Source organism: Aeromonas diversa CDC 2478-85 (assembly GCF_000819805.1).
GTDB lineage: Bacteria > Pseudomonadota > Gammaproteobacteria > Enterobacterales > Aeromonadaceae > Aeromonas > Aeromonas diversa.
In genome coordinates this window covers 81,889-95,168 of sequence record NZ_CDCE01000035.1, presented here as the reverse complement: position 1 = coordinate 95,168, position 13,280 = coordinate 81,889, and the positions used below count along the sequence as shown (strand labels likewise).

15 protein-coding genes are annotated in these 13,280 nt (G+C 60.8%); 6 read left to right on the top strand and 9 right to left on the bottom strand.

Annotated features, from left to right (window positions below):
- Together rsmD and BN1121_RS16575 are read left to right on the top strand one after the other, a co-directional pair.
- A partial coding sequence (gene rsmD / locus BN1121_RS16580; protein ID WP_082038253.1) for a 16S rRNA (guanine(966)-N(2))-methyltransferase RsmD occupies positions 1-442 on the top strand: 442 nt, incomplete at its 5' end.
- Positions 426-713, top strand: a complete 288-nt coding sequence (locus tag BN1121_RS16575; protein ID WP_043158317.1) for a DUF1145 domain-containing protein — start codon at positions 426-428, stop codon at positions 711-713. The genes rsmD and BN1121_RS16575, both read left to right, overlap by 17 nt.
- 30 nt (positions 714-743) lie before the next feature.
- Here BN1121_RS16575 and BN1121_RS16570 read toward each other — a convergent pair whose 3' ends face one another.
- The 5 genes from BN1121_RS16570 to BN1121_RS16550 form a co-directional block, all read right to left on the bottom strand.
- Positions 744-1,103: a YijD family membrane protein gene (locus BN1121_RS16570; protein ID WP_005363487.1), complete on the bottom strand. Its 360-nt coding sequence runs from the start codon at positions 1,101-1,103 to the stop codon at positions 744-746.
- A complete protein-coding gene (fabR, locus tag BN1121_RS16565; RefSeq protein WP_005363483.1) occupies positions 1,096-1,731 on the bottom strand; it encodes an HTH-type transcriptional repressor FabR in 636 nt (211 codons plus the stop codon). Before fabR ends, BN1121_RS16570 begins: the two co-directional genes overlap by 8 nt.
- A gap of 505 nt (positions 1,732-2,236) precedes the next feature.
- Positions 2,237-3,523 carry a phospholipase D family protein gene (locus tag BN1121_RS16560; protein ID WP_005363479.1) on the bottom strand — a complete coding sequence of 429 codons (1,287 nt, stop codon included), beginning with the start codon at positions 3,521-3,523 and terminating at the stop codon, positions 2,237-2,239.
- A complete protein-coding gene (locus tag BN1121_RS16555; RefSeq protein WP_005363476.1) occupies positions 3,520-4,941 on the bottom strand; it encodes an MltF family protein in 1,422 nt (473 codons plus the stop codon). Before BN1121_RS16555 ends, BN1121_RS16560 begins: the two co-directional genes overlap by 4 nt.
- 118 nt (positions 4,942-5,059) lie before the next feature.
- The gene (locus BN1121_RS16550) at positions 5,060-5,359 is read right to left on the bottom strand and encodes a DUF406 family protein (protein ID WP_005363473.1); all 300 of its coding nucleotides are present in this window, start codon (positions 5,357-5,359) and stop codon (positions 5,060-5,062) included.
- A gap of 354 nt (positions 5,360-5,713) precedes the next feature.
- On the opposite strand from BN1121_RS16550, the gene BN1121_RS16545 reads away from it, so the two are divergent.
- Complete coding sequence (locus BN1121_RS16545) at positions 5,714-6,691, top strand: LysR substrate-binding domain-containing protein (protein WP_043598113.1); 978 nt, start codon at positions 5,714-5,716, stop codon at positions 6,689-6,691.
- On the opposite strand, the gene BN1121_RS16540 is transcribed toward BN1121_RS16545, so the two are convergent.
- On the bottom strand, positions 6,670-7,263 hold the full coding sequence (locus tag BN1121_RS16540) for a YhgN family NAAT transporter (protein WP_005363391.1): 594 nt from the start codon (positions 7,261-7,263) through the stop codon (positions 6,670-6,672). The genes BN1121_RS16545 and BN1121_RS16540 overlap by 22 nt on opposite strands.
- Positions 7,264-7,350: 87 nt before the next feature.
- Entirely contained in the window at positions 7,351-7,593 is a 243-nt protein-coding gene (locus BN1121_RS16535) for a YecH family metal-binding protein (protein ID WP_005363387.1), read from the bottom strand.
- 206 nt (positions 7,594-7,799) lie between these two features.
- Here BN1121_RS16535 and BN1121_RS16530 point away from each other — a divergent pair, with 206 nt between their 5' ends.
- Positions 7,800-9,083 carry a dicarboxylate/amino acid:cation symporter gene (locus BN1121_RS16530; RefSeq protein ID WP_005363384.1) on the top strand — a complete coding sequence of 428 codons (1,284 nt, stop codon included), beginning with the start codon at positions 7,800-7,802 and terminating at the stop codon, positions 9,081-9,083.
- A gap of 22 nt (positions 9,084-9,105) precedes the next feature.
- Here BN1121_RS16530 and BN1121_RS16525 read toward each other — a convergent pair whose 3' ends face one another.
- Positions 9,106-9,420 carry a putative signal transducing protein gene (locus BN1121_RS16525; protein ID WP_005363381.1) on the bottom strand — a complete coding sequence of 105 codons (315 nt, stop codon included), beginning with the start codon at positions 9,418-9,420 and terminating at the stop codon, positions 9,106-9,108.
- Positions 9,421-9,429: 9 nt separating this feature from the next.
- Positions 9,430-10,332, bottom strand: coding sequence for a LysR family transcriptional regulator (locus tag BN1121_RS16520; RefSeq protein ID WP_005363380.1), 903 nt, complete (start codon positions 10,330-10,332; stop codon positions 9,430-9,432).
- A 92-nt stretch (positions 10,333-10,424) separates the two neighbouring features.
- Here BN1121_RS16520 and BN1121_RS16515 point away from each other — a divergent pair, with 92 nt between their 5' ends.
- Together BN1121_RS16515 and BN1121_RS16510 are read left to right on the top strand one after the other, a co-directional pair.
- A complete protein-coding gene (locus tag BN1121_RS16515; RefSeq protein ID WP_005363377.1) occupies positions 10,425-11,489 on the top strand; it encodes an HlyD family secretion protein in 1,065 nt (354 codons plus the stop codon).
- Positions 11,486-13,048 (top strand): DHA2 family efflux MFS transporter permease subunit, encoded by a 1,563-nt coding sequence (locus BN1121_RS16510; RefSeq protein ID WP_005363374.1) that lies wholly within the window; start codon positions 11,486-11,488, stop codon positions 13,046-13,048. The genes BN1121_RS16515 and BN1121_RS16510 overlap by 4 nt, the downstream gene beginning before the upstream one ends.
- Positions 13,049-13,280 lie beyond the last annotated feature (232 nt).

The following is a 13,280-nucleotide window of genomic DNA, read 5'->3' as shown; positions in this document are numbered from 1 at the left end:
TGTGCGCGAGACGCGCTGCCTGGATCTCTTCGCCGGCAGCGGGGGGCTCGGCTTTGAGGCGCTCTCCCGCTATGCCCGCCAGGTCACCCTGATCGAGCGCGATCGCGGCGCCGCCGACCAGCTGCGCCGCAATGTCGCCCTGCTCGGCTCATCGGCAGCCGAAGTGATCGAGACCGATGCGGTGAGCTGGTTGCAAGGTCCGGCCCGCCCCTTCGATCTGGTCTTCCTCGATCCTCCCTTCCGCAAAGACCTGCTCCCCACCGTCTGCACCCTGCTGGAGCAGAACGGCTGGCTGGCGGACGGGGCACTTATCTATCTGGAGCGGGAGAAAGAGGCGGAACCGCCTTCACTGCCAGTCACCTGGCACCTGATCAAAGACAAGCAGGCCGGGCAGGTCTGCTACCAGCTCTATCAGAGGGAAACCCATGAAGATGTTGCTTAATCTGTTGGCGAGGGGAATTGTCCTGCTGTTCTGGCTCGGCGTCGGGGCAGCCCTGGCAGGCTTACTCCCCGAACGGCTCAACACCCTGCTGCCACCTTGTGGCCTGGTGGTACTGCTGATGCACTGGGCCCAGGCCGGCATGATTCGGCGCGCCTGTGCGCCTCACTTTGCCGTCAGCCGCAGCGAATATTGGCAAATCGTCTTGTTCGGGGTCTTTGCGACCGGCAGGATCCGCGAGCAACTCAGGCAGATCGCCGAGCGCGCCAGCTAGTCTCCAGGCCCGGTCTTGCGCCGGGCCTTCTTATTGATCGCGTCCGGCCATGATCCCCAGCTTGATGGAGAGCCAGGCCAGCAGCAACAGCATGACGATGAGCGAGAAGAAGTTACTGCCCAGCTCGGGGTAAACCACCCTCAGCCAGGCGGTATGCCCGAAGATTCCGATGAGAAAGCTGAGCAGGGTGCACAGCGGCAGATTTCCCTCCATGGGAACCGTGGCGTAGTAGTGATAGAGCTGCCGCGCCGCCAGCACCAATGCGATCACCGGGTAGAGGGAGAAGGGCACCACCTCATTACCGAGCATGGAGAGGGTCGCATCACCGCAGACCCCGATTAACAGTGCCAGGATCAAGGGGACTTTGGCTGGCAGGTGGTGCTCACTCATTAGATTCTCCTTCTCCTCTGAGAGATGGGCGCGATTGGTAGGCTTCGGCACCGGCTGCGATAATCCGCAACTGAGTGATGACTCGCTCGCTCAAGGAGCGGCACTCTTCCCGGGTCAGATCCAGGGCATCGGCGCCAGCACTGAAGACGATGGTGACAATCGCCTCGGCCTGGATGTAGGCCTCTTCGCGGCTTCGCCCCGAGGTGGCCTCCAGATAGTCGGTTAGCTCGGCGATGAAGTGCTGGATCTCACGCGCCACCGCCTGACGAAACGCCGGCGAGGTGCCGGAACGCTCGCGTAGCAACAGCCGAAATACGTTGGGATTGTTTTCGACAAATTCCATGAAGGTCTGCACCGAGGTGCGGATCACGCTGCCTCCCCCGGCGATGCGCTGACGCGCCTGGCGCATCAGTTGACGCAGGGTCAATCCCCCCTCGTCCACCAGCGTCAGACCCAGCTCCTCCATATCGCGGAAGTGCCGGTAGAAGGAGGTGGGGGCAATCCCGGCCTCGCGAGCCACCTCACGCAGACTCAGATTGGAGAAGCTGCGATCACTGCTCAGCTGGTTAAACGCCGCCTCGATCAGGCTGCGCCGGGTCTTTTCTTTCTGTTGTGCACGGATTCCCACGACCACTCCACTTCACGGATCTGAAAGAGAATCATAACCCGAAGCAAGGGGATGGCGCAGCCTTGTCACACCCTCCCCCGGTAAAGAGACAAAAAAAGGGGGTGATCGCTGATCACCCCCATGCAAATGGCATGTTCCATTTCTGGCGTTCCGTCTACCCCCTCTCCTTGACCCTCACCCCATGGTTCCGCTACCCCAGGGTATCGGCATCACTCCCTGATGCCATCGTCACCGGCAACGCCGTGAGTGGGCAGGACATTGCGCCACACGGCTCCATGGGAGACGTGTTGTCCTTGCACTGTCAATCTTAGGGGCTCGACCTGTATAAAAAAGCACAAATAAAGACAAAATATGCGAAAACTATTCAACTAGTCGGAGTAATAACCAAATAAGTCTTCAAAAACATATAGATAAAAAAACGACCAGACAATTGTGTAGTACAGTGCCAGCCTGGGCGCACAGGCCTTTGCGAGATATCGCACAAACGTTTTCAGAGATGTGCCCGTTACAGCCAGCGTTGAATGGGCAGCCGTCCGATCAGCCATAGCCAAGCCCGTCGCCACCGACCCAGTACGGGGGCCGACTCACTATCATCGCTCTGGGCCAGCCAGATGGCGCACCAATTGGCCAGTTCCTGCCGTAAGGGCGGGCACTCAATGCGCAGGGCGATCTCGGTATTGAGATAGAGAGAGCGGGGATCCAGATTGAAACTGCCCAGCAGTAACAAGCCGGGCTCTCCCAGCACCAGCTTGGCATGCAGGCCAAGCCCCAACTCTTCACGCAATTCATAGACCCGAATGCCATGCCGACGCAGACGAACCCGTTGTCGCTCATAGGCACCGTGCACCAAGGGCACATCCGTCGTCCCCAGGGCATTCGTGAGCAGGGTGATGACCACCCCACGACGAGCGAGCCGCAGCAGCCGACGCATGAAAGGCGGTGGCAACACCAGATAGGGGGAGACCAGCGTCAGGCTGGCATGAGAGCGCGTCAGCTCGCGAGCGATCAGGCGAGCGATGCGGCCATGGCGCATCACCCCCTTCCCCGGCACATCGAACAGGGCGCTCCCCCGGCCCGCCCACCACCTCAGTGGCTCGGCCAGCAGCGGGTCGGGAATCCCATAGAGGCTGGCTACACCGGGCTGCAGATAGGCATCGAGAAAGGCCAAACGTGCCGCCGAATCCTTATCGAGCCCCTCCGGGTGCCAGGGGTGGCTCCAACGGCTGCACCAGAATCGCTCAAACCCTCGGGTCAGCTGACCACAGAGGGCCCCGCGGCAGACGATATCGAGATCGATAAAGGCCGGGGGCTCGCACAGACCAAAATAGCGGTCCCCCACGTTACGGCCGCCCATGATCGCCTGCCGCCCATCCACCAACATCAACTTGTTATGCATGCGATGGTTGAGGCGGCGAAAACGCAGCAACACCTCAAGCACCAGGGCGAGAGGGCGCCAGCAGCGGGAGCGAAAGGGGTTGAACCGACGCAGTTCAATGTTGGGCTGATGGGTCAACAGCGGCAGAAATCGAGCGTCCCCACTGTGCAGATCATCGATCAGCAGGCGCACCTTGACGCCGCGCCGCGCTGCGGCAAGCAGTTCGGCCAGCAACAACTTGCCGCTGGCATCTTCCTCCCAGCTGTAATACTGGGCCTCGATGACGTGACGGGCGGTGCGGATCAGGCTGCAGCGCCAGGCCAGAGCCTGCTCAGGGTCGGCGAGCAGGGCAAATTCGCCTTCTTCAGCCTGCGCCAGGGTCGCCCGCCGCCCAAGCCGCCACCAGGATGTGCTCATGACTCCGACTGCCGCCGCAGCACGGCCCGCTTACCCTCTATCTGCTGCAGACTGAAACGATACGCCATGTAGTACTTGTAGATGGTGCCTACATAGTGGATGGGGATCTGTCCCACCTCGTTGGCCACCAGCTGATCCATGTTACCAAACCACTGGTTGGCATCCATGCCCATAGCATCGGCCTTGCCACGCAGGCGCTGAATGCGATTCGGCCCCGCATTGTAGGCTGCCAGCACCATCAGGTGACGGTTGAGGCGATCGAGCCCGGCATCGTTGAAATAGGTATCCCGGATCAGCCGCAGGTAGCGGCAAGCGGCTTCCACGTTGCCCTCCAATGAGGCGAGCCGTGCCCCCGTGATGTTGACCGTCTTCCCGGTGCTGGGCAGTAGCTGCAGCAAGCCGACAGCCCCTCCGCTGGAGCGGGCAGCCGGATCGAGCCCGGACTCCTTGTAGGCCATGGCCGCCAGCATCAACCAGTCGAGATCGTAGCGATCGGCATATTTCTGCAACACCAGGCGGATCTGGTTGAGGCGGCTGACCCGATCGGGCGCCAAGATGTTGCTGAGGGTCTCGCTCTGACGCAGATACTGGCGCAGGGTGAGATCGCTATAGAGCTGGCGCCTTGGCACCTCGGTCAGATAGCGGTTAACCGCGGCCAACAACTTGGGAGACCCGGGGCGTAGGGCCCAGGCGGTATTACCCCCATCCCGCAACGGAATGAGACGATGGGCCCTCAGTCCGGACAGCGAGTCGAGCCAGGGACGCCCCTTGAAGCTGTCGGTCACCGTCAGGGGAATGAGACCGGCCGCGACCATCTCCAGCAGATCGCCGTCCTGCAAGTATTCGGGCACCGTTTCGACATAGACAGGCGGCAGACCGAGATCCCGGAACAGACGATTCAGGCGCCTGAGGCTCTCGAAATAACTGGAGCTGGCCCGCACCCAGACCCGGCGCCCCGATAGCTGGGTGAGGCGGGTGAAGGCCGGCAGAGAATCGGCACTCACTATCCACTCCTCGAGAGGAGCGATGACAGGCCGCGAGAAGGTGACTCGCTCACGCCTGTCCTGGGTCACCGTCAGATTGGCCACCACCAGATCGCCACGCCCCTCTTCCAGATAGTCGAGCAGACGATCCTGGCGTACCGGGATGTAGATGACCTTAAGCTTGACCTTCTCGCTGCCGAGATAGGTTCGGTTGAGCCAACTCTCAAACCCCTGCAACTGATTGACCAAGATCCCTTTCTGCTGCCCCCGGTCCAGGAAGAAGAAGCCACGCTCATAGACCACCAGGGCCCGCAGCACCTTCTGCTCGAGGATACGGTCAAGATCGCCGGGTTGGGAGAGGACCAGCGGCTTGAGGGGCGCCGCGGTGAGGGAGAGGGAGAGAAGAAAGAGACAAAAACCGAACCACAGCCGCATGTCATCCCCTTATGTTGGGTGTGGCGCCCGGGGTTAGCCCCCAGCACCGCTTCAACCAAAGTGTCTGGACCCACAGCCTAAGGGTCGAGGTGGCAGGCCACGCCTGCCACCATAGCCATTACCCGAGCACGCGTGCGCGCATCTCGAAGATAAGCTTCTCGGCAGTACAGCCGAATTGAATGCGAGCCTTGATGATCACCCCTTCGGCCACGGCCTGCATCTGCTCAGAGATCACCGCCTCGGCACTGACCTGATGGGCCAGCGTGGCATACTCGGCCAGACGGGCACGGGCCTCGGCCTCAGTCGCGGCAGACACCTCGAGATCCAGGACGTCGTCGCCCTCCCCTATGATGGTACCAATCTCCGCATAGCAGCCGCAGGCATCACAGGTTTCCTGAACTTTCTCTTCAACCGACATGGTGTACTCCTATCAATTTGGATGCGTCATGGTCACGCATCGCCTTACGAAAATAGCGGGTGGCAGTGCCTATACCGTCTCCGGCCAATCCCTTGCTACCCAACACCGGCAGAACGACGATCAACAGGATCAGAGTATGCCAAATGTGAATGCCGCCGAGTCCCTTGTTGCCTCAAGACAGGTTGTAACAGATCGCACGGCCACCCGTGTTGGTCAACATCAACCAGGGCGTAAATTGTGAGCGGCTTCATGCAATTAATCCACACCTTTGATAATGGTAAGGCACCGCCATGGGGCACGCAGCAGCGACTCGTGTTATAACCCCGGCATGTAACAAGCCACCGACGTGACCGGATGCGACTCGAACTCCTCAACCGCCTCGATCTCAATCTTCTTATCGTACTGCATGTCTTGCTGGAAGAGCGTAACGGCAGCCGCGCGGCCAGACGATTACATTTGAGCCAGTCGGCCGTCAGCAAGGCCCTGAGCCGGTTGAGAGAGACCCTCGGCGACCCCCTGTTCCTGCGTACCTCCCACGGCCTCGAACCCACCCCCAGAGCACTGCAGCTGGAGCAGGAGCTCATCCCCCTGCTGCACCACCTCGACGGCGTGTTGCATCCTCCCCGTTTCGACCCGGCCACGACGGAACGGGAGTTTCTCATCGCCAGCATGGACAGCGCCTTCACCCTGTTTGTGCCTCTCTACCTGCAGACGCTGACCCAACAGGCGCCTGGCGTGCGTCTGCGCTACGTGGAGTGGGATGAGGGCAGCTTGGGCAAGATGGCTCAGGGGGGCATAGATCTGGCCTTCACGGTGCGAGAGAACAGTCTGACCTCGGATCTGCGCATCGACACCCTGCCGTCGACCATAGAACAGCGACTGCTGGCAAAAGATGGCTTCACCTGCCTGGTCAGGCAGGATCACCCCCTGTTGGGACTGGCGGAGTGGGGGGTAGAGGCCTTCAGCCACTATCCCCATGTGCAGACGTTTTGTGAGGGGAGGGATCGCTGGATGCTGGACGATCGCCTGCAGGAGATGGGGGTATCACGCCATATCGCCACCACGGTTCCCAGCTTCGAGGCAGCACTGCGCATGGGCATGCACTCGGACATGATCGTCACCGTCTCCAGCCTCTATGCCCGCCACGCGGTCCAGGTCTATCCCATGGTGCCACTGCCACTGCCCATCCGCATCGACAGCATCTCCCATCTGCTGGTCTGGCACCAGGGACGACAGCAGGACCCCGGCCACCGCTGGCTGCGCGAGACCCTGCACACCCTGATCACCAACGAGCTAAGACCCGATGAGGATCACTTCACCATCGACAGATAGTGGTGTACCCCGTCGAGCAGCATCTGCACCGAGATCATCACCAGCAACATGCCCATCAGACGCTCGACGGCGGTCAGTCCACGCTCACCGAGCAACTTGTTGAACACCTCGTAGAACATCAGGATCACCGCACTGGCGGCCCAGGCCATGAACAGTGCCAACGACCAGTCGGCCATGCGATCCGGCGCCTGATTGGCCAGCAGTAACAGGGAGGCCAGAATGGAGGGACCGGCGATCATGGGGATCGCCATGGGCACCAGGAAGGGTTCCTCACCGGCCGCCAAACCTGTCACGCCCCCCGGCCCGGGGAAGATCATCTTGATGGCGATAAGGAACAGTATGATCCCCCCGGCAATGCTCACCGCCTCCTGGCGCAGGTTGAGGAAGGTCAGGATCTGCTGCCCGACGAAGAGGAAGAGCATCATGATGGCGAGCGAGAAGAGGAGCTCGCGGATCATCACCTTACGCCGACGCTTGGGATCGATATGACGCAGGATGGAGAGAAAGACGGGAAGATTGCCGAGCGGGTCCATGATCAGGAACAGCATGACGGCGGCGGAGAAAGTATCCATGGCATGGCCAACAACGTAGACAGAATGAGGCGGGGAATATAGCAGATCGGCGAGGAAATGGGCGAGACAGTGACTCGCCCCGCCCCATTAATGATTGCAGATCCGGTCGGCGCGAGTCTGAAAGCCTTCGCCCTCGGCCACGAACTTGCCCTTGCGCTCGAGGAAGGCGATCAACTGATCCGCATCCATCCCCTCGGCACTGCAGGTGTGAAAACGGGCATCGCAGCCGAAGGTCTCATCAATGGCCTGACGCAGGCTCTCACGGGTAAAGCTGTCGCCACGGGCCAGCATCATCTGCATCACCTCATGACCGTGAATCGAAGCGGACATGGTCTCTCTCCAACAAAACAACAAATGAGATGAACATTAAATCCTTCCGCCCGACCCGTCACCTTGATGCAGGCCAAGAAAAGCGCGCATTTCCACGCCGCCCTCTGGTAGGGATGCACGCTTTGTCGATAATGTGGTAACCCGACCGGGCAGTCGCTACACTGGCGCCCTTTTTTTCCATCCTTAGATAGAGGACCCCGGCTCACATGCAATTCCAAGGAATGGTGTTTGCCCCCTGGCGGCTCTGGACTCGCCGTCCCCTCTGGGTAAAAACCCTGCTCGGCATGCTGACCGGCATCGCACTGGGGCTGGGCATGCCGGAACAGGCGCTGCTGCTCAAGCCCTTCGGCACCCTCTTCGTCAACACCATCAAGATGTTGATGCTGCCCCTCATCTTCTGTTCGGTGATCACCGGTATCTGCACCCTGGGACGGCGCCATCTCGACAAAACCGGCCTCAAGGCCACGTTTCTCTACCTCGCCTCCACCACCCTGGCCATCTGTATTGGCCTGCTGATGGGCTGGGTACTCGAGCCGGGCACCGGCATTGCACTGCAACACGCCCTGCCCCATGCGCTCCAACCCCACCCCACCCTGGAACAAGTGCTGGTGGCGTTGGTTCCGACCAATCCACTGCAGGCGATGGCCGAAGGCAGGGTATTACAGGTACTGGTGTTTGCCGTCGCCCTCGGGCTGGCCATCAATGCCATTGGCCGACAGGGGATCCCGGCCCAGCGCCTGTTTGCCTCACTGGCTGAGGCGATGAACAAGCTGACGCAAGTCCTGATGAACCTGGCCCCCTACGGGGTATGCGCCCTCACCGCCTGGTTGGCGGCTCAATACGAACTGGCGTTGATGCTTCCCCTGCTCAAGGTGATCGGGGCCGTCTATCTGGGCTGCCTGCTGCATGTGCTCGGCGTCTACAGCGGCATGCTGCTGTTGCTGGCCCGACTCAATCCCTGGCACTACTTCCGCGGCATACTGGATGCACAGGCGGTGGCCTTCACCAGCAGCTCCAGCGCCGCCACCCAGCCCGTCAGCACTCACTGTGCCGAGGCGCGGCTCGGGGTGTCCAAGCGGGTGACCGACATAGTGCTGCCCATCGGCGCCACCATCAACATGGATGGCACCGCCCTCTACCAGGGGGTCACGGCCCTCTTCGTGGCCCAGGCGTTCGGTATCGATCTGCAGCTGATCGACTACCTGACCATCATAGTAATCGCCGTGCTGGCCAGCATAGGAACGGCAGGCACCCCTGGCACCGGCCTGATGACCCTGACCCTGGTGCTCACCTCGGTGGGCCTGCCGCTGGAGGGCGTAGCCCTCATTGCCGGCATCGACCGCTTCCTCGATATGGCACGAACGGCCGTCAACGTCTCCGGCGATATTCTGGTCTCTGTGCTGATCGCACGCCAGAAAGGGGAGCTGGATCTGGCGACCTACCACGACCCCGAGGCCGGTGAAGAGATGGACGAAGGATCACGCCAGTAAACGAATCGGGCCGCTGGCCCGATCACTCCTCTTCGGGATCGTTACCGCAACGCCAACAGATCTCGAAGTTGGCCCCATTCTCTTCGCCGCAGCGCCCACACAACCAGCCATTCCCCTGCCGCTTCTGATAGCGCTCGATGACCCGAGACGCCTGCTGTCGCTGTTCACCTGGCACCATCAGCGTTACCTGTAGCAAATCCACCGGCAGCTCACCCAGAGCACCACCAAGCCCCTCTCCATTGAGCCGAACGCGGATACCCTCCACTTCCAGCGCCCCCTTGATGGCGTGAGCCTCCAGCACATGGGAGGCACGATAGAGATTGATCCATTGCTCCATGACCACTCCTTAGATCAGACGATCGAGGGCGTATTCATCACTATGCTCGATCAGATAGTCGATAAACATCCGCAACTTGCGCGGCATGAAACGTCGTTCCGGACACAACAGATAGATAGGAACCGGGGGCTGGCGCCACTCGGATAACAAGGGCACCAGAGCCCCGCTGGCCAGCTCTTCCCGGCAGAGCATGGCGGGCAGAGAAGCGAGCGCCAACCCCGCCTTCGCGGCTTCGCGAGCACAGGTAATATTATTGACCCTAAACCGGGACTTTGGCTCGATCAGCACCCTTTCACCCCGATGTTCGAAGACCCAGCGAGACGAGAGCAGAGAGGAGCGCACGAAGACCCGCTCGTGTTGATCCAACTCGGCTGGATGGGTGGGCACACCAACCCGGGCAAGATAGGAAGGAGAGGCGCAAAGCAGTCGCTCCGTCAACCAGAGCCGCCGGCTCACCAGGCTGGTATCGTCACTCTCACCGATCCGAATGATACAGTCGAGCCCCTCCGTGATGGGGTCAACGACCCGGTTAGTCAGCTCCATCTCAACATTAAGCGACGGATAAGTCTGCAAAAAATTAGCCACAACCCGGGCCAACACCAACTGGCCAGTCTCGATAGGAACAGCCATTTTTAGGGTCCCCGTCGGCTGGTGCTGGGAGGCACTGATCTGCAACTCAGCCTCTGCCATCACCTCCAACGCGGTGCGACAGCGCTGATAGTACTGCTCTCCCTCCTCGCTCAGCGTCAACTGACGAGTCGAGCGATAGAGCAATCGCACTCCGAGGTGTCGTTCCAACTCGGCCATGCGTCGGCTGACCGTTGCCTTGGTCATGCCGAGCACGGCGGCGGCGGCAGTGAAGGAGCCCTTGTCCACTATGGCGGCAAAAATCTGAGCGGCGTTCAGATCCATTGTTTCCTCTGTGCAACGCTTTTTCTCATTTAGGCACACTAATCTTAAAAATAAGACAATGCTAGCCTGCCCGTTCCACGACGGAGAATGACATGAGCAAAGAAAAAAAGATCCCCCTGCTGGCGGCCATCATCCTGGCCCTGCTAGGCCTCGCCTTTACCCTCTACTGGTACGGTTATGGGCGCCATTTCGAGCGCACCGACAACGCCTACCTGCAGAGTAATGTCACCGCCATCGCCTCACGCCTGCCGGGATATGTTCATGAGGTGCTGGTCGACGATAACCAGCAGGTTAAGGCCAACCAGATCATCGCTCGCCTTGATGACAGGGAATACCGTCACCGCCTCACCATGGCCGAGGCGGAGTTGGCACTCAACGAGGCAAGCGCCACCAACCTCTCTGCTACGCGCACCCAACAACTCAGCCTGATCCACCAGGCCGAAGCCCGAGTCCTTTCTGGTAAAGCCGAGCTGCACCGAGCCAGTCAGCAACAGAGCCGCACCGCCCAGCTCAAGGCCCGCAACTACAGCTCCCAAGACAGCCTGGACGAAGTGAGTGCCAACCGTCAGGTAGCCGAAGCTCAATTGGTGGAGGCCGAAGCAGCGTTGCAGGCCGCCCGGGATAATCTGCAGGTGATCGATGCCCAGCGACAACAGGCCCAGGCTCGCATCGAAGAGAGCCGTGCCAAGCTCGACCAGGCTCGTCTCGATCTCGACTACACCGAGCTCCGGGCGCCCTCCGATGGCATCATCGGCCGCCGTACCCTGCGTGAGGGTATGTATGTGCAGTCGGGCATGCAGGTCGCCAGCTTGGTTCCGCTGCAAGAGGTGTGGGTAGAAGCCAACTTCAAGGAGACCCAGCTCGCTCATATGGCACCCGGTCAGCGTGTTGAGGTGCGTCTCGATGCCTACCCGGACCAACCGGTCGAGGGGATCATCGACAGCCTATCCCCGGCCACCGGCGCCAAGTTCGCCCTGCTGCCGCCGGAAAACGCCACCGGTAACTTCACCAAGATAGTGCAGAGGGTACCGGTCAAGATCCGTATTCCTGAGCCGGGGGCGCTGGCTGGTAAGCTACTACCCGGGCTCTCCAGTGAGGTCACTGTCGACACCCGCAACGTCGAACAGGCCCCCACCCACCTGGCCGCCCGTCAATGAGTCAGCCGGTATCCCGTCGCCACTGGATCGCCGTACTGGGCGGCCTGCTCGGCGCCTTTATGGCGATCCTCGACATCCAGATCACCAACTCCTCCCTCAAGGACATTCAGGGGGCCCTGTCGGCCACCCTGAGCGAGAGCTCCTGGATATCGACCGCCTATCTGGTCGCCGAGATGATCGCCATCCCCTTGAGCGGCTGGCTGAGCCGCGGGCTGAGCGTGCGCCGTTACCTGATCTGGACAACGGCCGCGTTCATCGTCGCCTCTGTGCTCTGCTCCTTCAGCTGGAACCTGGCCAGCATGATCGTCTTTCGCGCCCTGCAGGGATTCACCGGCGGAGCGCTGATCCCCATGGCCTTCACGCTGATCGTGACTCTGCTGCCGATGGAAAAACGCGCCACCGGCATGGCCCTGTTTGGTCTTTGCACCACCTTTGCCCCTGCCATCGGGCCGACGCTGGGGGGATGGCTCACCGAGCAGCTATCCTGGCACTACATCTTCTACCTCAACGTACCGCCTGGCCTGCTGGTGCTGGCCATGCTCGCTCACGGCCTCGATCGCACTCCTGTCGATTGGGAGGTGATTCGGCGGGTGGATCTGGTGGGGATTCTCACCATGGCGATCGGACTAGGGTTACTGGAGGTCGTACTGGAAGAAGGCAATCGCGAGGGGTGGTTCGGCTCTAGCTTTATCCTGCGCCTCGCCCTGATCTCGGCCGTGGCCATGATCTTCTTTGTCATCAGCCAGCTGCTGCGCCGTCATCCTCTGGTCAACCTGCGCCTGTTAGCAAATGGCCGCTTCGCCCTGGCTTGTTTCGCCTATCTGATCCTGGGGATGGCTCTGATGGGCTCCATCTATGTCTTGCCCCTCTATATGGCCCAGATCCACAACTACAATGCGCTGGAGATAGGCAAGGTACTGATGTGGATGGGGTTACCCCAGTTGCTGGTTCTGCCCCTGGTGCCCAGACTCACGCGCAGCGTAGATCCGCGCTACCTGGTCTGCTTCGGGTTTCTGGTGTTCGCCATCAGCTGTTTCATGAACACCGGCATGAGCCTCGATTTTGCCGGGCCTCAGCTCACCGATTCCCTGATCATTCGGGCACTGGGACAACCCTTCATCATGGTCCCGCTTTCGATGGTCGCTACCGCCAGCCTGACCCCGGGCGATATCCCCAGCTCCTCGACCCTGCTCAACGTATTGCGCAACCTCGGTGGCGCCATCGGCATCGCCATCATAGCGACCATGCTAGACAACGAGAGCCGCGTTCACCTGACCTACATCGCCAGTACTCTGGACGCCAGCAGCATCGCGGGACAGCTGTGGCTACAGCAGACGGCCGGCACCCTGGCATCCCAGAGTGGTGACCCGGTGGGGGCCGCCGAGCAGGCGCGAGCCCTGCTCAGCCAGACCATGCAACGCGATGCCTCCATCATGGCCTATAACCAGATCTTCTTCCTGATGGGGGGATTTCTGTTACTGGCGAGTGCCATGATGTTGTTACTCAAAGCACCCAAGCCGACCCCCTCTGGCCAACACGCCGAACCCATCGAGGCATAAGAGAAGGGCCACTTAGCGGTGGCCCTTTTACTTTGCGCTGCCACGCCCCTGGAGCATGTGATGCCCCTATCTGCTCAGACCCTCCGGCGAGCCAGGCGTGCCGGCACTGATGCGAAACCGCCAGCTTCCCCCCTCGTATCAAGCGCGCCGACACAATACAGACCCTTGCCACGCACGGTGCACAACATGGATATGGTGGATCGCGGATATGAGGTAAGCGGTAAGCGGTAAG

Coding starts and splice junctions, on each gene's coding strand:
- BN1121_RS16575 (WP_043158317.1), top strand. CDS start 426: ATGAAGATGTTGCTTAATCTGTTGGCGAGGGGAATTGTCCTGCTGTTC.
- BN1121_RS16570 (WP_005363487.1), bottom strand. CDS start 1,103: ATGAGTGAGCACCACCTGCCAGCCAAAGTCCCCTTGATCCTGGCACTG.
- BN1121_RS16560 (WP_005363479.1), bottom strand. CDS start 3,523: ATGAGCACATCCTGGTGGCGGCTTGGGCGGCGGGCGACCCTGGCGCAG.
- BN1121_RS16555 (WP_005363476.1), bottom strand. CDS start 4,941: ATGCGGCTGTGGTTCGGTTTTTGTCTCTTTCTTCTCTCCCTCTCCCTC.
- BN1121_RS16550 (WP_005363473.1), bottom strand. CDS start 5,359: ATGTCGGTTGAAGAGAAAGTTCAGGAAACCTGTGATGCCTGCGGCTGC.
- BN1121_RS16545 (WP_043598113.1), top strand. CDS start 5,714: ATGCGACTCGAACTCCTCAACCGCCTCGATCTCAATCTTCTTATCGTA.
- BN1121_RS16540 (WP_005363391.1), bottom strand. CDS start 7,263: ATGGATACTTTCTCCGCCGCCGTCATGCTGTTCCTGATCATGGACCCG.
- BN1121_RS16535 (WP_005363387.1), bottom strand. CDS start 7,593: ATGTCCGCTTCGATTCACGGTCATGAGGTGATGCAGATGATGCTGGCC.
- BN1121_RS16530 (WP_005363384.1), top strand. CDS start 7,800: ATGCAATTCCAAGGAATGGTGTTTGCCCCCTGGCGGCTCTGGACTCGC.
- BN1121_RS16525 (WP_005363381.1), bottom strand. CDS start 9,420: ATGGAGCAATGGATCAATCTCTATCGTGCCTCCCATGTGCTGGAGGCT.
- BN1121_RS16520 (WP_005363380.1), bottom strand. CDS start 10,332: ATGGATCTGAACGCCGCTCAGATTTTTGCCGCCATAGTGGACAAGGGC.
- BN1121_RS16515 (WP_005363377.1), top strand. CDS start 10,425: ATGAGCAAAGAAAAAAAGATCCCCCTGCTGGCGGCCATCATCCTGGCC.
- BN1121_RS16510 (WP_005363374.1), top strand. CDS start 11,486: ATGAGTCAGCCGGTATCCCGTCGCCACTGGATCGCCGTACTGGGCGGC.